This window comes from Oscillibacter sp., assembly GCF_028693505.1.
Taxonomy (GTDB): domain Bacteria; phylum Bacillota; class Clostridia; order Oscillospirales; family Oscillospiraceae; genus Oscillibacter.
The window spans coordinates 1-23,381 of the sequence record NZ_JAQUVF010000029.1 but is presented as its reverse complement, the minus strand read 5'-3'; the positions used below and the strand labels follow the sequence as shown (position 1 = coordinate 23,381).

Genomic DNA, 23,381 nt, shown 5'->3' with positions numbered 1-23,381 from the left:
ACAACATTGCCGTCAAGACCCGGGGGGAGGAGATCATTTTCCTGCGCAAAATTCTCCCCGGCGGCGCGGACCGCAGCTACGGCATCGAGGTGGCGAAGCTGGCGGGACTGCCGGAGAAGGTGGTCCAGCGGGCAAAGACGGTGCTCCGGGAGCTGGAGGAGGAAAACGGCGTTTGCTATACCGCCCCCCGGAAGGAGACGGCGCAGGTCTCGCTGGACGCCATCGGCGAGGGCGAGGTTTTGGACGCGCTGCGCCGCTGCCAGCCGGATACCCTCACGCCCATCGAGGCCATGTCCCTTTTGTACGAACTCAAGCAGAAACTTTCCTGACGGAGGAGGCGCCCAATGGCCAAACGGAAATTTACTACCTATATGACGCCGGGAGAGCAGATCGCGGGCGTGATCTTTTTCGTGATCTATCTGCTGGTGCTGCCCTTTGCCACGTCGCCCCTGTTCCGCTTGGCGGCGCGGCTGCTGGGGGTCACCATCTCCCCGGCGCTGCAAAACGCGATTTACTATTATGTGCTCTTTGCCGTGACCGTGATTATCTTTCATGGCTTTCTGGGCAGGACCACCCGCCACTTGGCGGACCACTTGGGCGGGGCGTGCAGAACGTTTCTGGTGGGCCTTATCGCCCTGTACGGTCTCAACGAGCTGGTGTACCGGCTGACGCGCCTGCTGGTGGGCAACCACACGAATCTGAACGACACCGCCATCTCCGCCCAAATCGACACCGCGCCTCACATGACGCTGCTGATCGTGGTGTTTCTCGCGCCCTTTGTGGAAGAGGTGCTGTTCCGGGGGTTGGTGTTCGGTAATCTGAAGGAGAAAAGCCGCCTTGTGGCGTATGTTGTCAGCTGTTTGCTGTTTGCCCTTTTGCACGTGTGGCAGTTTGCCGTGGTGAAACAGGACGCCACGTACTTTCTGCTGATGATCCAGTATCTGGTGCCGGGGCTGGTGCTGGCGTGGGTATATGAGCACAGCGGCACGCTGTGGACCGCCGTGGCGCTTCATGCCGCCACCAATGCGCTTTCTGTGTGGGGAATTCTGGGCTGACAGCCGCTTTCGGCGCGAGCGCGCCGGGGACAGCGTCTATTTTGAGAGAGATTAGGGGACTTTGGGAATGAGCTTTTTTGACACATTTAGCGAGATGGTGGTCATCCTGTTTGCGGTGGCTGTGGGATACCTTGCCCATCGGCTGGGATACTTAGGCGGGGAGACCAATCAAAAGCTCTCCAAGCTGATTATAAACGTCACCACCCCGGCGCTGATTCTCTCCGCCGTGGCCAACGAGACCTCGCTGCCCGGGCCATGGGAAATTTTATCCATTTTGCTGGTGGCCGGCGTTTTTTATCTGGTGGAGTTTTGCTTTGCCTTCGTCGTGCCCAAGGTGGTGGGCGGAACGCCCAAGCAAATCGGCGTGTGGCGCTTTTTGATGTGCTTTCCCAACGTCGGCTTCATCGGATATCCGCTGGTGGAGGCGCTGTTCGGTCATAAGGGCCTGTTTTACGCGGTGATTCTGGTCATGCCCTTCAATTTGCTCAACTACTCTCTGGGGCCTTTGATGCTCAGCGGCAAGCTCCGCTTTCACTGGAAGCAGCTGCTCTCCCCCTGTATTATCATGGCAATCATTTCCCTGGTGGTGGCGCTGGGCAACATTCGCCTGCCCGCCATCATCGGGGAGATGTCGGCCATCGTGGGCGATGTGACCATCCCGCTTTCCCTGCTGGTGCTGGGGTCCATGCTGGCGGGTATGCCCGCCCGGCAGGTGCTCACCTCCGCCCGGATGTGGATTTTGTCCTTTGTGCGGCTCATTTTGATGCCGGCGACGCTGGCGGTGGTGCTGCGGCTTTTGCACGTGGAATCGCTGGTGCTGGGCGTGGCTGTGGCGCAGATGGCGATGCCGGTGGCGGTGAACGGCACCATGCTGTGTCTGGAATTTGACGGCGACGCGGAATCCATGGCACAGATCACGTTCCTCACCACTGTCCTCTCTATCTTTACCATCCCCATTGCGGCTGCACTGTTTATGTAAACTCATTCTTTGACTGGAGGTGTTTTCCGTGCCCCATATTGCACAATTGGACGTCCATGTGGCAGACCTGATCGCCGCCGGCGAGGTGGTGGAGCGGCCCGCCAGCGTGGTGAAGGAGCTGGTGGAAAACGCCATCGACGCGGGCTCTTCCGCCGTGGTGGTGGAGATCCAGCGGGGCGGCATGGGCCTCATCCGCGTGACGGACAACGGCTGCGGCATTGCGCCAGGCGAGCTGCCCACCGCGTTTTTGCGCCACGCCACCAGCAAGCTGCGCCAGGCGGAGGACCTTGGGAAGATCGGTACGCTGGGCTTTCGGGGAGAGGCGCTGGCGGCCATTTCGGCAGTCGCCCGGGTGGAGATTCTCACCCGCCAAACCGGCGCCGCCACAGGGGCGTCGCTGGGCCTTGATGGCGGCGTGCCGGGTAGGGTGGAGGAAGCCGGCGCGCCGGAGGGCACCACCATCACGGTCCGGGACCTCTTTTATAACACCCCCGCCCGGCTCAAGTTCATGCGCAAGGACAGCGCGGAAACCGCCGCTGTGGCGGGTCTCATGCAGCATCTGGCCCTGTCCCACCCGGACGTTTCCTTCCAGTTTGTGAAAGACGGCGCGGAGGCGCTCCACACCCCCGGCGACGGAAAACTGGACTCGGCAATCTACGCCGCGCTGGGCCGGGAGTTTGCCCGGGGGTTGATTCCCATAAGCGGACGCGGCGGCGACGTGGCGGTGAGCGGCTTTGTGACCGCGCCCCTGCTGTGCCGGGGGTCCCGGTCCATGCAGGTGTTTTTCGTCAACGGGCGGTACATCAAGTCCCAGCTGCTCACGGCGGCGCTGGAGGAGGGGTACCGCAACCAGATGATGAAGGGGAAGTTCCCCGGCTGCGTCCTCTCCGTTTCTTTGCCGGTGACGGCGGTGGATGTGAACGTGCACCCTGCCAAAACGCAGATCAAGTTCGCCCGGGAGAAAGAGGTGTTCGACGCGGTGTATCACACCGTGCTCGCTGGGCTGGCGGAAAAGGGCGCGCCGGTCCCCGCGCCAAAGACGGCGCCTCCGGTGAGCGGGGCGGGGACCTTCTTTCGCACCATGGACGCCGGGACCTATCGCAGCACAGTTGCCTCGGCGGCAAAGCCCCCCGCCCCCGTGACCTCCCCCAAGGCGGTTTCCGGGGCGTGGGAAGATTCCGCACCGCAGACGCCGCCTGCGCACCGTGGGTGGGACACCGAGTGGAAAGCCACGGCGCCGGTGGCGGACAGCGGAGCGAGAAAACCGGAGCGCGCCGCGCCGGAGGGGAAGCTGCCCGCGGCGCTGGGGAAAGCCCCCGTCTCCGTGGCGGCAGGCCCGGAGCGGAGGGAGGAGACGGCGAAACCAGCAACGCCGACGCGTCCCTTTGCCCCAGCCATTCCCCCGGTGCAGCAGGCGCTGGAACTGCCCCTCCAGCAGACGCTGGAGCCGTCGACGGAGGAGCCGTGGCGCATCGCGGGAGAGGTGCTGCACACCTATATCGTCTGCGAAAGCGCGGACGGCAGCGTTTGGCTGATCGATAAGCATGCCGCCCACGAGCGGGTGAATTTCGACCGCTTGAAGGCCGACCCCCACCCGCCCATGCGGCAAACGCTGCTTCAGCCCATTGCGGCGGAGCTTTCCCGGGAGGACGGGGCGCTGCTGCTGGAAAATCTGCCGCTTTTGGAGCAGTTCGGTTTTGCCTGCGAGGATTTCGGAGACGGCGCGGTTTTGGTGCGGGAGGTCCCGGCGGATATCGATGCCGGGGACGCCGCCGCTACGCTGGAGGAGTTTGCCGAGCATCTGCGCACGGGACGGAATCTGGCGGAAAGACGGGAAAACCTGCTCCACACCATGGCCTGCAAAGCCGCCATCAAGGGCGGCTGGGTCAGCGATCCGGCGGAGCTGCGGGTGCTGGTGGAGAAGGTTCAAAGCGGAGCGGTCCGCTTTTGCCCCCACGGCCGCCCCGTGGCGGTGAAGCTCACCCGATACGAATTGGAAAAACTATTTAAGAGGGCATGACCTCATGAGAAAGGGAGCGGCACAATGAAGCTTTTATTTGTAAACGCCTGCGTGAGCCAGCGAGGAGAACATTCCCGGACGAAGGCCTTGGCAGATGCCTTTTTGGAGACCTTTTGCGCGGGGCATCCCGAGGCCGAGATCGAAACGGTGACCCCGGCGGCGCTGCTGGCGCTCAGGCCCTTTGACGCGGAGATGGTCCGGGAGCGGGACGCCCTTTCCGGCGTGGGCGCCTTTGAAGCGCCCCTGTTCGATCTTGCGCGGCAGTTTCGCGGGGCGGATCGCATCGTGGTGGCCGCGCCCTTCTGGGACCTGACCTTTCCCTCCGCCCTGCGGGTGTACATCGAGTATATCTGCGCCAACGGCATCGCCTACCATTATGACGCGACCGGCTGCCACGGGGATTGCCGGGCGGAAAAGCTGGTCTACCTCACCTCCGGCGGCGATGTGGAGCGGGCGGAGAGTCTGGGCGTGCTGTACTGGCGGCAGCTTGCCGCCATGTTTGGCATCGGGACATTTGCCCACGTCTTTGCCGGGGGACTGGATTTAAACCCGGCCCGGACGCCCGCGCTGCTGGAGGAGGCCAAGACCCTCGCCCGGCAGGCGGCGGAAATGTTTTGATCTCTCAGGAGGAAAAGGCCATGGCGGCGAAGATCGTCTGTGTAGCAGGCCCGACGGCCTGCGGAAAAACCACGCTTGGCGTTCTGCTTGCCAAACGGTTGGGAGGAGAGGTGGTCTCCGCCGACTCCATGCAGATTTACCGGGGCATGACCATCGGCACCGCCGCCCCCACGCCGGAGGAAATGGACGGCGTGCCCCATCATATGATCGCCGTGGCGGACCCGGCGGAGCAGTGGTCCGCGGCCCGATACGCCGAGACGGCCGTCCCCGTGGTGGAGGACATCCTCTCCCGTGGGAAGCTGCCCATTCTGGTGGGCGGCACGGGACTGTGGGTGGACGCGGTGGTGCAGGGGCACGGGTTTGCCCCGGGACACGCCGGCAGCGCGGTGCGCCGTGCGCTGACGGAGCGGCTGCGCCGGGAGGGCATGGGTCCCCTTTGGGAGCAGTTACAGGCGGTGGACAGCGCGGCGGCGGAGCGGCTCCATCCGGCGGACGAAAAGCGGGTCCTTCGGGCGCTGGAGGTGTATCTTGAAACCGGCAGGACCATCACCGCCCACAACGAAGAGACCAAGGCCATGCCGAGGCGGTATGACGCCACGTGGATCGGCCTGCAATTTGCCGACCGAGCCGACATGAAAGCCCTCATCGACCATCGGGTGGACAGGATGGTATCGGCGGGCCTGCTGGCGGAGGTGAGCGCGCTGGTGCAAAGCGGCCTTCCCCGGGATGCCACGGCCTTACAGGCCATCGGCTACAAGGAATTTCTGGGGGTGGCGGACGGCAGCGTGACGGAGGAGGCGGCCATTGAACAGGTGAAGCTGCGCTCCCGGCAGTACGCCAAGCGCCAGCTGACGTGGCTGCGAAAGAACCCGGATATCCACTGGATATTCTGGGAAAAAGAGCGGGATTTTGGGAGAGCTTTACAAATTTCGACGGAAATTCTGACGGTCCGTGGCGTATGCTAACCACGGGCGGACGACAGAGAGACCGGCGTCCGACTCATAAAGAAAAAAGGAGCGGACGATATGCAGACCAAAGCAAATTTACAGGACCTTTTCCTTCTTCGGGCAAAGCGGGACAAGCTGGCGGTGACCATGTTTTTGATGAATGGCTTCCAAATGCGGGGCGTCATCACGGGGTTTGACGCCTTTGTGGTCGTTCTGGACAGCGAAGGCAGGCAGCAGATCATCTATAAGCACGCGATCTCAACGATTGCACCCATCCGGCCGGTAGACCTGACGGAGGATTAAAGAGCGCGCCTTCCACACATGGAGAGGTGCGGGAGGCAGAGACAAGGATGAAAAACAGGGCACTTGGAAGTAAATTGTTGATGGCGGCGGTCACGCTGGCCGTGTTGGCGTATTTCGGTATCGAGGCGTTTCGCTACTTTGACGACCCGCTGACCACCGCGCTGGCGTACGCCTACGAGGTGGAGGAGGGGACGGACCTTTCCGGCTATGTGGTGCGCCGGGAGCAGGTGCTGGCAGACGACGCCAGCGGCTTGCTGCGCTTACAGCGGGCGGAGGGAGAGCGGGTGAGTACCGGCGGCACCGTTGCCACGGTCTACGCGGATCAGGCATCTTTGGACCGGCAAAACGAGATGGAAAGCCTGCAAACGCGGCTGGATCAGGTGCAGTACGCGCAGGAGGCAGCGCTGGGGTCTGAGGCCTCGCTGAAGCTGGACGCGCAGATCATGCGCAATATTCTGGGGTACCGGACCGGTGTGACGGCGGACCGCTTGTACGACGCGCAGGAGCAGGGTTCCCAGCTGCGCTCGCTGGTTTTGAAGCGGGACTATACATACACCGATAACGAGGACCTCTCCGCCCAGATCACCGAGCTGCAAACCCAGCTTAAAACGCTGAAATCCCAGGCGGCAAACTCCGTCCGGCGGATCACGGCGCCATCCTCCGGCCTCTACTCGGCGGTGGTGGACGGATTTGAGACGGTGCTCACCCCGGAGAGCCTCTCGGGCTTGACGCCCTCCGCGCTTTCCGCCCTCCGGGCGGACGAGTCCGTGCACTCTCAGGTTGGCAAGCTGATTCTGGGGGATGCGTGGTATTACGCGGCAACCATGCGCGCTTCGGCGGCGCAGGAGCTTTCCGAAGCGGCGGCGGAGCTGGAACGGGCGGGGAAAAACTTAAGCCTTCGCTTTGCCAAGGGCGTGGAGCGGGACCTGCCGGTCACGGTGGACGCCGTGGGTCCCGAGGAAAACGGCCGGGTGGTGGTGACCTTCCGGGGCCGCAGCTATCTCCCCCAGCTCACGCTGCTGCGTCAGCAGAGCGCACAGGTCATCCGCACCACATACAGCGGCATCCGGGTGCCCAAGGAGGCGCTGCGGGCGACGCGCACCATGCAGGATTCCGAGGGCGCCCGGACAACGGAGGAGTGCCTTGGACTCTATTGCGTGGTGGGCGTGGAAGCCCGGTTCAAGCCGGTGGAGGTGCTGTATAACGGCGACGGCTTCGTGCTGGTGCGCACGGCGGAAGGCAGCACCGAGGGGACGCGCCTGCGCCCCGGGGATACGGTCATCATCGCGGCAAACGATTTGTACGACGGAAAAATCGTCACATAATGTCCGCTGAACAAATGCATTTTGCGCAGCAGACATCACATCAGAAACCAAAGAAAAGGAAGTCGGAAAACCATGTCCATTGCGGAAAACATTGCCCGCGTTCGTGAGGAGATCGCCGCCGTCTGCGCCGAGACAGGGCGGGACCCCCATGAAATTGTGCTGGTGGGCGCCAGCAAGATGAATGACGCCGCGGCGTGCCGGGAGGCCGTGGAGGCCGGCATCGACGCGCTGGGGGAAAACCGGGTGCAGGAGATGACGGAAAAGCTGCGCCAACATGCGTATGACGGCGTGCCGCTGCATTTTATCGGTCATTTGCAGCGCAACAAGGTCAATAAGGTGGTGGGACAGGCGGCGCTGATAGAGTCCGTTGGCTCACTGGAGCTGCTTTTTGAGATCGAAAAGGCGGCGGCGGCCCGGGGAGTGGTGCAGGAGGTGCTGCTGGAGGTGAATATCGGCGGTGAGGCGGCAAAAAGCGGCTTTGCTCCCGACGCGCTGCTCGCGGCGGCATCTTCCGCCGCGGACCAAACCCACGTCCGGGTGCGGGGACTGATGACCGTCCCCCCTGCGGACGCGGATCGGGACACCAATATGCGGTATTTCCACCAAGTTCAGGCACTTTATGTTGACATGAATGCAAAATTGTTTCATAATGAATGCAAGTATCTGTCCATGGGCATGAGCGGCGATTATCAGGACGCCATCCGCGCTGGCGCCACCATGGTCCGGGTAGGGAGCGCCATCTTCGGCGCCCGCCATTATAATTGAGAAACGCCGATGGGAGGCATTGCCATGAGTATTCTTGACGAACTGAAAAAACTGGCGCACCCCTATGAAGATGAGGATGAGGAATTCGAGGATTTTGAGGACACGTCCCGGAAGGACGCCTTCGACGACCGCCGGGGCAAGATTGACGACCGCCGCAATAAGGTGGTCAATATCCACGCCACGACCCAGCTGAAGGTGGTGCTGGTAAAGCCGGAGCGGTTTGAAAACGCCTCGGAAATTGCCGACCATCTGAAGGATAAGCGGACGGTGGTTTTGAATCTGGAGTCCACCAATAAGGACATTGCCCGCCGCCTGATCGACTTTTTGTCCGGCGTGGCGTATGCCGGAGAAGGCAAGATCAAAAAGGTGGCGGCGAACACCTACATCATCACCCCCTACCATGTGGATATCGAAGGGGATTTGATTGACGAGCTGGAAAACAACGGGTTATATTTCTGAGATAGAGAGGAAGGACCGATATGCTGACACCGCAGGAGGTTTCCACCCATTCGTTCACGAAAGCGGTGATGGGTGGATATAACATGGCCATGGTGGACGAGTTTTTGGACGAGCTCACCGACGACTATGCAGCTCTGTATAAAGAGAACGCGGCGCTGAAGGCCAAAATGAAGGTTTTGGTGGAAAAGGTGGAGGACTATCGCGCGACCGAGGACTCCATGCGGGCCACGCTGCTCACCGCCCAGAAGATGGCGGACTCCATCGTCCATGAGGCCGAGGGCAAGCGGGAAGCGCTGCTGGCCAGGGCGGAGGGCGACGCCCGGGAAAAGATCGGCCAGATGCAGCAGGAGATTGAGGAGACCGGCGCCCGGCTGCGGCGGGGACGGCAGGAGCTCTCCGCCTTCATCGCCTCCAACAGGGAGCTGTGTGCAAAGCAGCTGCAATTTTTGGAGGGACTGCCCCAGATCGCGGTTCCGGACGCGGTTGCGCCCGCGCCGGAAGCACCCGTAGAGGAGATCGAAGAAAAAGTCATGGCGGCGTTTGCCCAGCAGTCTGCGGAAGAAGAGCCAGAGCGTCAGCCCGAGGCGGAGGAGCCGGAGGAGAAGGCGGAACCGGCGGCCTATCCTGCGGGGGACCCCTTCGCCAGCGACGAGGTGGAGGAACCCACCCGCCGCATCAACCTGGGCGAGCTGAAATTCGGCCGCAACTACAAGGGTGACGAATAAGAAAAAGCGGCTCTTGGGAGCCGCTTTTTTTTGGAAAGGAACGAGAAATGGAAAAGCAGCTGCCGATTGTGGCGTTTTTATATGACTTTGACAAGACCCTTTGCACCACGGATATGCAGGATTATGCGTTCATCCCCTCTCTCGGCATGACCCCGGCGGAATTTTGGGCGGAAGCCAACGGGTTTGGCCGGGCCAACCGCATCGACGGGATTCTCGCCTATATGTATACGATGCTGCGGGAGGCGGAAAAGAAAAACCTGCCCTTCACCCGGGCGGATCTGGTGGAAAAGGGACGGGGGATCGTGCTGTTTCCCGGTGTAGCGGACTGGTTTCGCCGCATCAACGCCTTCGGGGAGCGTCAGGGCGTGCGGGTGGAGCATTATATCATCTCCTCCGGCTTGCGGGAGATCATTGAAGGCTGCGGACTGGGCAGCGAATTCAAGGAAATTTACGCCAGCGAATTTTATTATGACGACAGGGGGCGGCCCGTGTGGCCGAAGCTGGCTGTCAATTTTACCGCCAAGACCCAGTTCGTCTACCGCATCAACAAAGGTGTTTTGGACGTGTCCGACGACAAGACGCTGAACGATTCCATGCCGGACGACAGCAAACGGGTCCCCTTCACCAATATGATCTACATGGGGGACGGCCTTTCCGACGTGCCGTGCATGAAGATGATGCGCTCCTACGGCGGACAGGCCATCGCCGTGTATCAGGGGGCCAACCGCGTGGGGGTGGAGGACCTGCTTGCCAAGGGGCGGGTGGATTTCATTTTCCCCGCGGATTACAGGGAGGGCACCGCGCTGGATGCCACAGTGAAAAACATCCTGCGCAAAATGGCCATTTCGGACCGGCTGTGGGAGGAAAACACCCAGCAGCTTCGCGCCATCGGCGGCGACGTGCTGCCCAATCAGGTGGGACTTTTTTGAGCGAGGGCGAAAGCCCTCCTCTTTTTATGCCCAGCATCCGTGCCCGGGGCGGATTGGTTCGGGGCGGCGGGGCGGCAAAAATGGCGCGGGCGGCGGAAAATTGCTTTACATTTCGTATCTTATTTGCTAGAATATACTCCTCGTATATAAAAAGAGCGCAAAAGGAGAGAGAATCATGGCATCCACAACGGAGTTTTCCCGCACCTTGTCGCTGCTGCGGCAGGAGCGGGGCGTGTCCCAGCGCACTGCCGCCGGGGATCTTGGCATTTCTCAGGCTCTCTTGAGCCATTATGAAAACGGTATTCGGGAGCCGGGTCTGCCCTTCGTGGTCAAGGCCTGCGACTATTATCATGTTTCCGCGGACTATATTCTGGGCCGCACCCTGTCCCGGGAGGGCAGCATGCTGACGCAGGAGGAGGTGCTCAGCGCGGCGGATGAGGGCAACGTGCTGCAGGGAAGCGTTCTGGCCACGTTGCAAAGTAAGCTCCTCTCCGGCGCACTGGGGGTGCTGTTTGGCCTTTTGGGCAAGCTGGGGGATAAGGGCGCCATCAATGCCGCGGCGGAGTATCTGACCGCCGCCGTCTATCAGCTTTACCGGCAGCTTTACCGCGCCGCAGGCGGAAACGAGGCCTATTTTTCGCTGGACCCCGCCGCCTGCACCCAAGGCGCGGCGGACGCAGACATGAAGCTTGCGGAGATCCGTTACGCCCGGGCGCTCCGGGTCCGATCGGCGCAGAAGGCGGCGTTCCCGGACCTTTCGGCGGATGCACTTTCCGCCGCCTATCCGGGCCGGTGCCAAAGCCTTACCCAGATTTTAAGCACCACCGACGCCCGACTGGGCGGACTTACCCAGAAGTGATATGAATTTTCAATCCCTTGCGTTCATTGCCTTCGCGGCGGTGAGCGTGCCGGTGTGCCTGCTTGCTGGCGGAAAGGACCGCCGGGTGGGGCGGTGGCTGGTGGCCGTATGCTCCCTCCTCTTTTACGTGCTGGGCAGCGAAAGTCTTTGGGGTCTCGTGGTTTTGCTGGCGGGCTGCGCCGTCAGCCGGTGCGCCATCCGGCGTCTTGGCAGAGTGGAAACAGACGGGGCAAAGCGCAAGCGGGTCCTGCTTGCCGGGTGCGGATACCATGTCGCCGTGCTGGCAGCGTTCAAATACGCCGGATTTTTCAGCGGCGGCGCGGTGTCGGTGGGCTGGGTCCCACTGGGGCTGAGCTTTTTTACCTTCCAGCAGCTGTGGCTTTTAAAGGAGGCCTATACGGGGGAATTTGTTCCCGCCCGGGGGGACAGTCTGCTGCTTTACGGACTGTTTTTCCCCACCGTGACCTCCGGACCAATCCTGCGCCCTAAGTCCTTTTTCCCGCAGCTGGCAAAGGGACGGTTTCTGCGCCCGGACTGGGCAGATATTGCCGCCGGGCTATACGCCATTTGCTGCGGCATGGCGAAAAAGGTGCTGCTGGCGGACCCATTGGGCATTGTGGTGGGCAACGGCTATGCCGCGGCGGCGGAGCTGTCCGCCCCCGGGGCGTGGCTTATCATGCTGGCCTATACGCTCCAGCTCTATCTGGATTTTTCGGGCTACTGCGACATCGCCTCCGGCCTTGCCCGGCTTCTGGGACTGCGTCTGCCGGTGAACTTTGACTCTCCCTACCGGGCGCTGTCCGTGGGGGAGTTCTGGAAGCGCTGGCACATGACCCTCACGGGCTTTCTGCGGGAGTGCGTTTATATCCCGCTGGGCGGCAGCAGACGGGGCGCTGCGCGGACCTACGGGAATATTTTGCTGGTATTTTTAATCAGCGGCTTCTGGCACGGCGCGGGTTGGACCTTTCTGCTCTGGGGCGCGGCCCACGGCCTTGCCCAAATCGGGGAGCGGGCCTTGGGAGCGCGGCGGGAGCGACTGCCCAAGGCGGTGCGCTGGGGATCTACGTTCCTCTTTTTAAATGTGGCCTGGGTGCCTTTTCGGGCGCCAAGCCTTTCCACTGCGTCTGCCGTGCTCTCCGCCGCCTTCTCCGGGGGCGGGGGGCCTGCACAGGCGTGGCTGCTGGAGGGCCTTTTTGCCACGGAGCGGACGGCGCTCGCGGCGCTCTCTCCCGCGCTGGCAGAGACTTTCCCGTGGTTTGCCCTGGCGGCGCTGCTTGCCGCCGCGCTGCTTGCTTCGCTGCTGCCGGGCAACACTATCCGCCGTATGGATACCTTCCGTCCCACAGCCCCAAGGTGCTTTGCGCTGGCGGTCCTCTTTGCGTGGTGCGTGGTTTCCTTTACCGGCGTGACGGGCTTTATCTATTCCAACTTTTAAGGAGGCCCCTGTGAATCATTCCTATAAGCGCTGGGCCTGCGCCCTGCTGGCGCTGGTGCTCATGGCGCTGCTTTCCTGCGCGGCGCTGGTCTGGGCGGTGGACCCCTGCTTGTACTTTCGCATCCCGGCGGACGGCAAGGCGGTCTTTTTCAACGAGCGCTACCAGAACGCGGGCCTTGCCCGGAATCTCCCGGCGGATACGGTGCTGCTGGGGACCTCCATGGTGGCCAACTACCGCGCAAGCCATGTGGCGGAGGTTTTTGGCGGAACGGCAGTGAAGCTGACAGTGCCGGACGGCTACCTTGGCGAGTTTGACGCGGTGCTGGGGCAGGCGTTTTCCCGCCACACGCCAAAGCGGGTCCTGTTCGGACTGGATATCAACATCTTGACCCGGGACGAGGGCGGCGTGACGGGGGCGCTGCCGGACTATCTCTATGACGAAAACCCCATGAACGACGTGAAGTATCTGCTCAACCGGGATGCGCTCTATTACAGCGCCTATACGCTGCTGGAAAAGGCCCGGGGGGCGGCGCAGATACTGGACGACGCGTATACCTGGGACGCGGGTACCTGGTGGAATCACATGACGGCGCTTGAAAATTATGAGCGCCCGGACACGGCGGGGGAAACCCTCCCCGAGACGGCGTATCTTGCAAACGTGGAGGGCCACGTGAATACGATTTTAAGCTGGGCGCAGACCCACCCCTCCACGGAATTTGACGTGTTTTTCCCGCCGTACAGCATTCTCTACTGGGACAAGACCGCCCGGCTGGGGGAGACGGACGCCGTCTTTTCCGCGCTGGACGCGGCGGTAAAGGCCTTGCTTGCGGGGAACAGCGCCCACAATCTGCGCGTCTTTTTCCTGCCGGCGGCAACGGAGATCACCGGGAACTTAGATTACTACTGCGATTATATCCACCACTCCGGCGATGCCGCCGACAAAGCGCTTCATCTGCTGCAAGCGGGCGACTTTGAGGTCACGGGAGTGGAGGCGTGGACGGAAATGCTTCACAACTGGCGACAGTTTGTGGTACACTATGACTACGACCAGCTGTGGACGGACGCCTATTGGTGGAAGTGGAACATCGATCACGGCGCGCCCATCGTCTGGAAGAGCGAAAACGAATAAAAAAGGATCAAAACCCCAAAACGGAGGTTTATCGAATATGACAAAACAGAGCAACATTCGCAATTTTTCCATCATCGCCCACATTGACCATGGCAAGTCCACCCTGGCGGACCGGCTTTTGGAAACGTGCGGGGCGGTGAGCCAGCGGCAGATGGAAAATCAACTGCTGGACAATATGGATCTGGAGCGGGAGAGGGGCATCACCATCAAGGCCCGGGCCGTGAAGCTGAACTACAAGGCGCAAGACGGCCAGGTGTACGAGCTGAACCTCATCGACACGCCGGGACACGTGGACTTCAACTATGAGGTGTCCCGTTCGCTGGCGGCCTGTGAGGGCGCGGTGCTGGTGGTGGACGCCACCCAGGGCGTGGAGGCGCAGACGCTGGCAAACACCTATCTTGCCATGGAGCATGATTTGGAGATCCTGCCGGTATTCAACAAAATCGACCTGCCCGCCGCCGACCCGGAGAAGGCCAAGCACGAAGTGGAGGACATTATCGGCCTGCCCGCCATGGACGCGCCGGAAATCTCCGCCAAAATGGGCATCAACATCGACGCCGTGCTGGAGGGCGTGGTAAAAAGCATTCCCGCGCCCAAGGGGGACCTCTCCGCGCCGCTCAAAGCGCTGATCTTTGACAGCCAGTACGACAGCTACCGCGGCGTCATCGTGTATCTCCGGGTGATGGAGGGGACGCTGCGCGTGGGCCAGACCATCCGGCTGATGGCCTCCGGCGCTGCCTATCAGGTGCTGGAGTGCGGGCATCTGCTGCCGCTGGGCATGGAATCCTGCGACGCTCTGGAAGCCGGCGAGGTGGGCTATTTTACCGCCAGCATCAAAAACGTGCAGGATACCCGGGTGGGCGACACGGTCACCGACGCGGCGCGTCCCACGGCGGAGGCGCTGCCGGGCTATCGGCCGGTGCAGCCCATGGTGTACTGCGGCATTTACACCGAGGACGGCTCCAAATATCCGGACCTGCGGGACGCGCTGGAAAAGCTCCGGCTCAACGACGCCTCCCTCTCCTTTGAGCCGGAGTCCTCGGCGGCGCTGGGCTTTGGCTTTCGCTGCGGCTTTCTGGGGATGCTCCATATGGAGGTCATTCAGGAGCGGCTGGAGCGGGAGTTCGATCTGGACCTTGTGACAACGCTGCCCTCCGTCATTTACCACGTCTATCAAACCGACGGGACCGTGGTCACGGTGGATAACCCCCACAACTATCCGGACCCCACCGCCATCGAGCGGGCGGAGGAGCCGTATGTCAAGGTCTCCATCATCAGCCCCAATGAGTACGTGGGCAATATCATGCCCATGTGTCAGGATCGCCGGGGCGAGTTTAAGGACATGCAGTATCTGGATACCCATCTGGTGGAGCTGCACTATCAAATGCCCTTGAACGAGATCATCTACGACTTTTTCGATACCCTAAAAGCCAATACAAAGGGCTACGCCTCGCTGGATTATGAGCTTTCCGGCTACCGGCCCAGCGAGCTGGTAAAGGTGGATTTGAAGCTGAACGGAGACGGCGTGGACGCCCTGAGCTTCATTGCCCATAAGGACAAGGCCTATCCCCGGGCCCGGCGGCTTTGCGAAAAGCTGAAGGAAAATATCCCCCGCCAGCTCTTCGAGATCCCGGTGCAGGCGGCCATCGGCGGCCGGGTCATCGCCCGGGAGACGGTGCGGGCCATGCGCAAGGACGTGCTGGCCAAGTGCTACGGCGGCGATATTACGAGAAAGAAAAAGCTGCTGGAAAAGCAGAAGGAAGGCAAGAAAAAGATGCGCTCGCTGGGCAGCGTGCAGATTCCCACCGAGGCATTTTTGGCCGTTTTGAAGCTGGATGAATAAAAAACGATGAATAAGCAAGAGGTCCGCGTTCGAGTTTCGAACGCGGACCTCTTCTTTTATAGTTGCCGAAAAGGGTGCAGTGTGCCCTTTTGCCGAAAAAACAATCAGGGCAAAATGCGCCGGCCGGTGACGAGAAGCGTTCCGCTCTCCCGGTCTAAAAAGCGGAAGCAAAGCGCCGCCTGTTGCGCTCCGCCGGGGGCGGGCGCTTCATAGGCGAGCTGGTAGCGGGGCTGCTCTCCCAGCGCGGAGAGGACGGTTTGCAGCCGGACCGCCCGCCGGAGGGCGGCGCGCTGGGGCGAGGGGGGCTGGGAGCGGAGCCAGATCGCCGTCAGAGCTCGGTAGGTCAGGGGGGCGGGCGCGGAGAGCTGCGGGGAAAAAAGACGGCAGCTGCCGGTGGCGGTGTCCACCGTCAAAACCGCGTCGAATTCCTCCGCCAGCGCCCCGAGGACCGCATCCGAAAGATGGGCGTCCTCCGTGCTGCGGACGGTGCAAAAGGCAACGAGGCGCCCCGTGTCGGGGTGCTCCGCCAGCGCAAAGTCCAGCTTGGCCCAGACCGCCCGGGTCTTGTCCAGAAACAGGCGATGTTCCATGGAGAGGGCGGTTTGTCCCTGCCCGAAAGCGGCGAGGAGCGCGTCCCGGGAAAGAAGGGCGTCAAATGCCTGCCGGGCGGACGGCTCTGAAAGGTTTTCCCGCAGATGACGCAGACAGGCGTCCGCCGTGTTGCCAAAGAGCACATGGCTGAGATGGCGGCCGGCGGCCTTGGCGTCCAAAATCCGGTCCTCCGTGAGATCCAGCGTGGCCAGCGCCAGAACGCCGGGGGTGAGTCGCTTTTGCCCGGACTTCAGCTGCGCAAAGCGCTGCGCCGCCGCTTTTGCGGCGGTGACGTCCTCCGCCTTGCCGAGAAGCCGGGTCACGTTTCCCTGCGTGTCGATTTGGCGCAGCCACGAGACGCGGTACCAGCGCCAGCCGTCCCCGTCGTAGTCCCCACGGTATTCGGGATGCTCCGCAGTGGGCTGGGTGACCGCCCGCTTCACCGCCGCAGCCAGACGCCGCCGGTCCTCCGGATGAATGAAGGCGGCGTCCTCCATGGAGGCAATGTAGCGCTCCACCACCCGGAGCGTCCGCCGGCTGGAGGCGCGGCAGCTCTCCACCCGGGCAACGTCCGCTAAAGGATCGTAGTCCAGCAGCAAAACGGGCGTCCGCTCCAAAAGCAGATCACACAGCTGCGTGCGAAAGCCCAGACGCGTTTCCAGCTCCCGCACGCGGGTTTCGTCGGAGCAGGCGATGTAGAAAAGGCGGGAGTTGTCGTCCCCCGTTTGCTGCGCTGCCTCCAGAGAGACCCACAGGGGGCCGCCCTTGGTCTGCAGGCGGCACGTGTGCTGCAAAGGAAGCGCCTGCGCGCGGGCTTTCGCGGCGGCGGCAACCAGACTTTCCCGGTCGGCGGGCAGCACCAGGGACAGCGGGTCCGCGGCAAGGCGCTGCTGAACGCCCTCCACGGAGTCACCCAGCAGGTCCGCCAGAGCGGGGCTGACCTGCAAGGGGACAAAGCCGTCCGCGGTTTGCCGCAGTAGACAGTATCCCCCCGGAAGGAGCTTGAAAAGGGAGGCGAGCTGTCCCTTGGCGTCTTGCAGCTGCGAGAGCGCCTCCTCCAGATGGAACTGGGCCTGACGCTCCCGGTCAATATCGGAAAAGGTGGCATAAAGGGTGGAGACCCCCTCCCGGGTGCGCAGCACTTCTGCCCGCAGCTCTACCCACAGCGGCGGGGACTCCCGCCGCAGCAGGCGGCAGCTCAAAGCCAGAGGCTGTCCGCTGCGCACCGCGTCCAAAATGGACTGTATGAGGCTTTGCCGGTCCTCCGGCGCAACCAAAAGCGTAAAATCCTCCGCAAAGCGATCCAGCAACTCCTTTTGCGTCCATTCGGTCAGGGCGCACAACCGGCGGTTCAGGGAAAGGCAGCGAAGCCCGCTGCGCCCCAGCTCCAAAACCGCCGCTGCGTCCGGAAAGCGGTCTGTGGGCAGTCCGCTTGGTCCCGCTGCCCCATAGTTGCCGTGGGGGGTATCCAAAATGCAGGCCACCGCGCCGTAGCTCAGCTGGTAGCAGGTGACGGTGAGCGATTCGCCCAGCACGGTGGTATAGGGGAAGGAGACGGAAGAGCCGGAGAAGGCCACGGATTGCACCGGGCGAAAGGACTCCAGCTCCCGGGGGGGGAAGCGGTGGGTGAGCCGCTGACCCTTCATGTCGCCGCTGGAAAAGTTTAAAAGCGCCGCTGCTGCGTCGTTGGCGAAGCGGCAGATGAGATCCACCATCTCGCCCCGGCCGTCCGCCACCACCTCCGCCACCAAAAACGGGATGCTGCTTTGGCAAAAAGACGCCGTAAATTGATCCCACCGTTTTGCCATTTCCACCCCTGCCTCTCCAGAAAAAATCAATTCTATTATATCGCGTCGCGCCCGTTCCCGCAATGCTCTTTTCGCTTGCGGCGCAATGCTCTGCGAAATGCACAAAAAAGTAATACCTTTCCGGCGGAAAGTCTGTGGCGGGAAAGAGGAGAAAAGATTGACTGTTGTGGAAAAACCCGTCATAATGATTTAAAATAAGGTAAAATTGCTGAATTGTGGTCAAAAGCGGGAGGAAGCTATGAAGAAAGGCTATTTGGTGTTACAGGACGGCCGGGTGTTTGAGGGCATCCGGTTCGGCGCGGAGGCCGATACCGTGGGTGAGCTGGTCTTTACCACCGGTATGTGCGGGTATATCGAGACCTTGACCGACCCCAGCTATGCAGGGCAGATCGTGATGCAGACCTATCCGCTGATCGGCAACTACGGCATCATTCGGGAGGACTTTGAGGGTGCGTGCTGCGTCAAGGGCTATGTGGTGCGGGAGTGGTGCGACGCGCCCTCCAATTTCCGGACGGACTGCGATCTGGATACCTTCCTGAAAGAGCAGAAGGTCCCGGGGCTCTACGGCGTGGATACCCGGGAGCTGACCCGGCTCATCCGGGAGCACGGCGTGATGAACGCCACGATCTGCGACGAAATTCCCGCTGACTTGCAGGTGGTGAAAACCTACGCCGTGACTGGCGTGGTGGATGAAGTCACCTGCCGGGAAGCCGCCGTGTATCCGGCGGTGGGGGAGGAGCGTCTGCGGGTTTCCCTCGTGGACTACGGCGCAAAGCGCAACATCATCCGGGAACTGCAAAAGCGGGGCTGCACCGTCACGGTGCTGCCTGCCGCCACTGCGGCGGAGGAAATCCTTGCGCAGGACCCCGACGGCGTGATGCTTTCCAACGGTCCCGGCGACCCGGCGGAAAACGTCTATGAGATCGAGCAGATCGGAAAGCTTTTGGGCAAGGTGCCGCTGTTTGGCATCTGCCTTGGCCACCAGCTCACGGCGCTGGCCGCCGGCGGGTCCACGTATAAGCTTAAGTACGGCCACCGGGGCGTCAACCAGCCGGTAAGGGACTTAAACGGCAGCCGCACCTACATCACCAGCCAGAACCACGGCTACGCCGTGGACTCCGACACCGTAAAGGTGGGAAAGGTCTCCTTTGCCAACGCCAACGACGGTACCTGCGAGGGCATCGACTATCCGGAATTGCGGGCCTTTACCGTGCAGTTCCATCCGGAGGCCTGTACCGGCCCCAAGGATACGGCCTTCCTCTTCGACCGCTTTGTGGAACTTATGAAAGGTGGTGACCGGTAATGCCACTGGATACCAGTATTAAAAAGGTCCTCGTCATCGGCTCCGGCCCCATCGTCATCGGACAGGCCGCCGAGTTTGACTATGCCGGCGCGCAGGCCTGCCGGATTTTGAAGGAAGCCGGCGTCAATGTGGTGCTGTGCAACTCCAACCCCGCCACCATCATGACCGATCAGGCCATGGCGGACGAGATTTATCTGGAACCGCTGACCACGGAGACCATCAAGCGCATCATCAAAAAAGAACGGCCGGACAGCGTTTTGGCCGGTCTTGGCGGCCAGACGGGACTGACCCTTGCCATGCAGCTGGATAAAGAGGGCTTCTTTGAGCGCGAGGGCATCCGCCTGCTGGGAACCTCTGCCCGTGCCATCTCCCGGGCCGAGGACCGGGAGCTTTTCAAGGAGGCCATGGCGGAGATCAATCAGCCGGTCATTGCCTCCGACATCGCGGAGACCGTGGAGCACGCGCTGGAGGTGGCGGAGCGCATCGGCTACCCGGTGATCGTCCGCCCCGCCTTTACGCTGGGCGGCGCCGGCGGCGGCGCTGCGGAGGACGAAGCGGAGCTGCGGGTGATCGCCCAGACGGGGCTGGACGCCTCGCCCATCACGCAGATCCTGGTGGAAAAGGCCATTTTCGGGTGGAAGGAAATCGAGTTTGAGACCATGCGGGATGGCGTGGGCAACGTGATTGCCGTCTGCTCCATGGAGAATCTGGACCCGGTGGGCGTGCATACCGGCGACTCCATCGTGGTGGCGCCCACCCAGACGCTGGCGGATAAGGAATTCCAGATGCTCCGCACCGCGTCGCTGGACATCATTTCCCATCTGGGCATTGTGGGCGGGTGCAACTGCCAGCTGGCCCTGAATCCGGACACGTTTGAATACGCGGTCATCGAGGTCAATCCCCGTGTCAGCCGCTCTTCCGCGCTGGCCTCCAAGGCCACGGGTTATCCCATCGCCAAGATCACCACCAAGATCGCGCTGGGCTATACGCTGGATGAGATCAAAAACGACATCACCGGCAAGACCTGCGCCTGCTTTGAACCCACGCTGGACTATATCGTGGTGAAAATGCCCAAGTGGCCCTTCGATAAATTTGCGGACGCCTCCCGCAAGCTGGGCACCCAGATGAAGGCCACCGGCGAGGTCATGTCCATCGCGCCCAGCTTTGAGATGGCGCTGATGAAGGCCGTCCGGGGCGCGGAGATCGGGATGGACAGCCTGAACCGCAAGGTGAGCGCCGAGGACCATGCCCCCATTTGGGAGCGGCTGCGCCGGGTGGACGACCATCGGCTCTTCACGGTGTTCGAGGCGCTGAAATCCGGCGTTTCCATCGGTGAGATTTTCGGCATCACCCGGATCGACCGGTGGTTCCTCGCCAAGCTGAAGAAGATGGCGGATTTCGAGCTGGCAATCGCAAAGGACGGCCTCACTGCGGAGCACTACGAGGCCGGAAAGAAAATGGGCTATCCGGACTTGACGCTCCTGCGCCTTTCCGGGGCCGCCTCTTTGCCGGAAACAGCGAAGGAAGCCGTCTACAAGATGGTGGATACCTGCGGCGCGGAGTTTGACGCGGAGACCCCCTATTTTTACTCCTCCTTCGACCGCTTCTGCGAGTCCCGGACCTTCCCCCGCTCCGGCAAGCCCGTCATTATGGTGCTTGGCTCCGGCCCCATCCGCATCGGGCAGGGCATCGAGTTTGACTACTCCTCCGTCCACTGCGTGTGGACGCTCAAGGAGCTGGGCTACGAGGTAGTCATCGTCAACAACAACCCGGAGACCGTTTCCACCGACTATGATACCGCCGACCGGCTGTATTTCGAGCCGCTCTTCCCCGAGGACGTCATGCACATCATCGAGGTAGAGAAGCCGGTGGGGGTCGTGGTGGCCTTCGGCGGCCAGACGGCCATCAAGCTCACCCAGTTTTTAGACAGCCACGGCATCCCCATTCTGGGCACCAGCGCGGAGTCCATCGACATGGCGGAGGACCGGGAGCGGTTTGACGAGCTATTAGAGCGCTTCCACATCAAGCGCCCCAGAGGCATGGGCATCACCGGGATGCAGGGCGCGCTGGACGCCGCCCACGAGCTGGGCTATCCCGTGCTGCTGCGCCCCAGCTATGTCATCGGCGGGCAGAACATGGTTATCGCCCATAACGACGAGGACGTGCGCACGTATATGGAGGTCATCCTCTCCGGCAAGATCGAAAACCCGGTGCTGGTGGACCAGTATCTCATGGGCAAGGAGCTGGAGGTGGATGTCATCTCCGACGGCGTGGACGTGCTGATTCCCGGCGTCATGCAGCACATTGAGCGCACCGGCGTCCACTCCGGCGACTCCATTGCCGTCTATCCCCCCTTCTCCATCGGGGACAAGATGCTCAAGGTCATCACGGACTGCTCCGAGAAACTGGCGCTGTCCCTGGGGACCCACGGCCTCATCAACATCCAGTACCTCATCTATCAAGGCGAGCTGTACGTCATCGAGGTGAACCCCCGGGCCAGCCGCACCGTGCCCTATATCTCCAAGGTCACCGGCGTGCCCATGGTGGATTTGGCAACCCGGGTCATGGTGGGCCAGAGCCTCAAATCTCTGGGCTATGGCACCGGCCTTTACCGCCAGCCGCCCTATGTTGCCGTGAAGGTACCGGTTTTCTCCTTTGAAAAGATCACGGACGCCAACGCGGCGCTCTCCCCGGAGATGAAATCCACCGGCGAGGTGCTGGGCCTTGGCAAGAATATGCAGGAGGCGCTGTTCAAGGGCCTGGTCTCCGCCGGATACAAGGTGGAAAAGGCCAGCCGCGGCGGGGTGCTAATCTCCGTCAACCACCGGGACCAGCCGGAGATCGTGAATATCGCGCGGAAGCTGGACGAGATGGGCTTTACGCTTTACGCCACCGAAGGCACCGCCAACGAGATCTCCCGCCTTGGCACCGACGTGGAAATCGTGGGGAAGTTGGGCAAGGACAACCGGGTGTTCCAGATGCTGGAGGAGGGCAAGATCGATTATGTCATCCTCACCGGCTCTACGGAGCCCAGCTATATCCGGGATTTCATCCATCTGAACCACCGCTGCGTCCAGCTGGGCATTCCGTGCCTCACCTCGCTGGATACCGCCGGCGCGCTGGCGGATATTCTGGCCTCCCGCTATACCCAGCAGAACACGGAGCTCATTGACATCTGCCACCTGCGCACTCAGCGGCAGACGCTGCGCTTCGCCAAAATGCAAACCTGCGGCAACGATTATATTTTTCTTGAAAATTTCCACGGGGAGATCACCTGCCCCGAGTCCCTGTGCGTGACTTTCTGCGACCGGCACTACGGTATCGGCGCGGACGGCATCATCCTCATGGAGCATTCCGACAAGGCGGACGCCAAAATGCGGATGTTCAACAGCGACGGCAGCGAGGGCGCCATGGCGGGCAACGCGCTGCGGTGCATGGGAAAGTACCTCTACGATAACGGCTTTGTCAAGGACGAGCTGCTCACCATTGAGACCGGCAAGGGCGTCAAGCAGGTCCGGCTCTATACCACCAACGGCAAGGTGACCTCCGCCTGCGTGGACATGGGCCGCGCCACGCTGGACACGGCGGCGCTGCGGTTTGCCATTCCGGAAAAGACCGTGGTGGACTATCCCGTCCGCATCGGCGGCAGACCCTATCAAATCACCTGCGTGGACGTGGGCAACCCCCACTGCGTGGTGTTCTGCCCCCGGGTGGACGCAGTGGACGTGGACTTTATCGGTCCCCGGTTTGAGCATGCGCCCTACTTCCCGGAGCGCATCAACACGGAGTTTATCCGCGTGGTGAATCCCAGCACCATTAAGATGCGGGTGTGGGAGCGGGGCAGCGGCGAGACGCGCTCCTGCGGCACCGGCGCCTGCGCGGCGGTGGTGGCGGCGGTGGCCAAGGGGCTTTGCGCCAAGGGGAGTGATATCACCGTCCGGGTGCAGGGCGGCGATCTGACCGTGAACTATACCGATGAAAAAATTACCCTCACGGGAGACGCCAAGCTGGTCTATACCGGCGAAGGGGAATATTAAGGCATCCCCGCGCAAAAGCAAGAAATTTCTGTACGGGTCCATTTCGTCATCGGTCCGCAAACAAGAGGTTTGACGCCCATTTTTGGGCGTCAAACCCTTTTTTTACTAAAATTCCCCTAAAAAGTTGTGTTCGTCAAGTAAAAATGTTAGCAAAAGGTCCCCAAAAAGGTTAGCACCTTGGAGCACCTAATGGATTGTTTGTTCAACTGGCCTCGGAGACCCAACGCTGTACTTATGGGGACCAAACAGGT

18 protein-coding genes and 1 pseudogene are annotated in these 23,381 nt (G+C 61.8%); 18 read left to right on the top strand and 1 reads right to left on the bottom strand.

The window, feature by feature from the left end; all coding sequences use genetic code 11:
- The 16 genes and pseudogenes from PHI30_RS08850 to lepA form a co-directional block, all read left to right on the top strand.
- Window positions 1–329 (top strand): annotated as a pseudogene (locus PHI30_RS08850) (DNA mismatch repair protein MutS); the annotation flags it as partial.
- 15 nt (window positions 330–344) lie between these two features.
- The gene (locus PHI30_RS08845) at window positions 345–1,055 is read left to right on the top strand and encodes a type II CAAX endopeptidase family protein (protein WP_300026734.1); all 711 of its coding nucleotides are present in this window, start codon (window positions 345–347) and stop codon (window positions 1,053–1,055) included.
- 67 nt (window positions 1,056–1,122) lie between these two features.
- Window positions 1,123–2,034: an AEC family transporter gene (locus PHI30_RS08840; protein ID WP_300026731.1), complete on the top strand. Its 912-nt coding sequence runs from the start codon at window positions 1,123–1,125 to the stop codon at window positions 2,032–2,034.
- A 28-nt stretch (window positions 2,035–2,062) separates the two neighbouring features.
- Window positions 2,063–4,054, top strand: a complete 1,992-nt coding sequence (mutL, locus tag PHI30_RS08835; protein WP_300026728.1) for a DNA mismatch repair endonuclease MutL — start codon at window positions 2,063–2,065, stop codon at window positions 4,052–4,054.
- A gap of 24 nt (window positions 4,055–4,078) precedes the next feature.
- Entirely contained in the window at window positions 4,079–4,672 is a 594-nt protein-coding gene (locus tag PHI30_RS08830) for an NAD(P)H-dependent oxidoreductase (protein WP_300026727.1), read from the top strand.
- Between the two features lie 20 nt (window positions 4,673–4,692).
- Window positions 4,693–5,637: a tRNA (adenosine(37)-N6)-dimethylallyltransferase MiaA gene (gene miaA, locus PHI30_RS08825; protein ID WP_300026725.1), complete on the top strand. Its 945-nt coding sequence runs from the start codon at window positions 4,693–4,695 to the stop codon at window positions 5,635–5,637.
- Window positions 5,638–5,697: 60 nt separating this feature from the next.
- Complete coding sequence (gene hfq / locus PHI30_RS08820) at window positions 5,698–5,922, top strand: RNA chaperone Hfq (RefSeq protein WP_300026722.1); 225 nt, start codon at window positions 5,698–5,700, stop codon at window positions 5,920–5,922.
- A 47-nt stretch (window positions 5,923–5,969) separates the two neighbouring features.
- Window positions 5,970–7,247: an HlyD family efflux transporter periplasmic adaptor subunit gene (locus PHI30_RS08815; protein ID WP_300026719.1), complete on the top strand. Its 1,278-nt coding sequence runs from the start codon at window positions 5,970–5,972 to the stop codon at window positions 7,245–7,247.
- Between the two features lie 72 nt (window positions 7,248–7,319).
- Complete coding sequence (locus PHI30_RS08810; protein ID WP_300026716.1) at window positions 7,320–8,012, top strand: YggS family pyridoxal phosphate-dependent enzyme; 693 nt, start codon at window positions 7,320–7,322, stop codon at window positions 8,010–8,012.
- A gap of 24 nt (window positions 8,013–8,036) precedes the next feature.
- Complete coding sequence (locus PHI30_RS08805) at window positions 8,037–8,471, top strand: cell division protein SepF (protein WP_300026714.1); 435 nt, start codon at window positions 8,037–8,039, stop codon at window positions 8,469–8,471.
- Window positions 8,472–8,491: 20 nt separating this feature from the next.
- Complete coding sequence (locus PHI30_RS08800) at window positions 8,492–9,196, top strand: DivIVA domain-containing protein (RefSeq protein WP_300026711.1); 705 nt, start codon at window positions 8,492–8,494, stop codon at window positions 9,194–9,196.
- 47 nt (window positions 9,197–9,243) lie between these two features.
- Window positions 9,244–10,125: an HAD family hydrolase gene (locus tag PHI30_RS08795; RefSeq protein ID WP_300026709.1), complete on the top strand. Its 882-nt coding sequence runs from the start codon at window positions 9,244–9,246 to the stop codon at window positions 10,123–10,125.
- A 175-nt stretch (window positions 10,126–10,300) separates the two neighbouring features.
- Window positions 10,301–10,984, top strand: coding sequence for a helix-turn-helix transcriptional regulator (locus PHI30_RS08790; RefSeq protein ID WP_300026706.1), 684 nt, complete (start codon window positions 10,301–10,303; stop codon window positions 10,982–10,984).
- A 1-nt stretch (window position 10,985) separates the two neighbouring features.
- Entirely contained in the window at window positions 10,986–12,419 is a 1,434-nt protein-coding gene (locus PHI30_RS08785; protein ID WP_300026703.1) for an MBOAT family O-acyltransferase, read from the top strand.
- A 10-nt stretch (window positions 12,420–12,429) separates the two neighbouring features.
- The gene (locus tag PHI30_RS08780) at window positions 12,430–13,548 is read left to right on the top strand and encodes a hypothetical protein (protein WP_300026700.1); all 1,119 of its coding nucleotides are present in this window, start codon (window positions 12,430–12,432) and stop codon (window positions 13,546–13,548) included.
- A gap of 37 nt (window positions 13,549–13,585) precedes the next feature.
- Window positions 13,586–15,391, top strand: a complete 1,806-nt coding sequence (gene lepA, locus PHI30_RS08775) for a translation elongation factor 4 (protein WP_300026697.1) — start codon at window positions 13,586–13,588, stop codon at window positions 15,389–15,391.
- Between the two features lie 104 nt (window positions 15,392–15,495).
- Here the strand turns inward: lepA and PHI30_RS08770 are convergent, their stop codons facing one another.
- Window positions 15,496–17,790 (bottom strand): PAS domain-containing protein, encoded by a 2,295-nt coding sequence (locus tag PHI30_RS08770; RefSeq protein WP_300026694.1) that lies wholly within the window; start codon window positions 17,788–17,790, stop codon window positions 15,496–15,498.
- 238 nt (window positions 17,791–18,028) lie between these two features.
- Between PHI30_RS08770 and PHI30_RS08765 the strand changes: the two genes are divergently transcribed.
- Both PHI30_RS08765 and carB read left to right on the top strand, forming a co-directional pair.
- Entirely contained in the window at window positions 18,029–19,093 is a 1,065-nt protein-coding gene (locus PHI30_RS08765) for a carbamoyl phosphate synthase small subunit (protein WP_300026693.1), read from the top strand.
- The gene (gene carB / locus PHI30_RS08760; protein WP_300026692.1) at window positions 19,093–23,130 is read left to right on the top strand and encodes a carbamoyl-phosphate synthase large subunit; all 4,038 of its coding nucleotides are present in this window, start codon (window positions 19,093–19,095) and stop codon (window positions 23,128–23,130) included. Before PHI30_RS08765 ends, carB begins: the two co-directional genes overlap by 1 nt.
- Window positions 23,131–23,381: the final 251 nt, after the last annotated feature.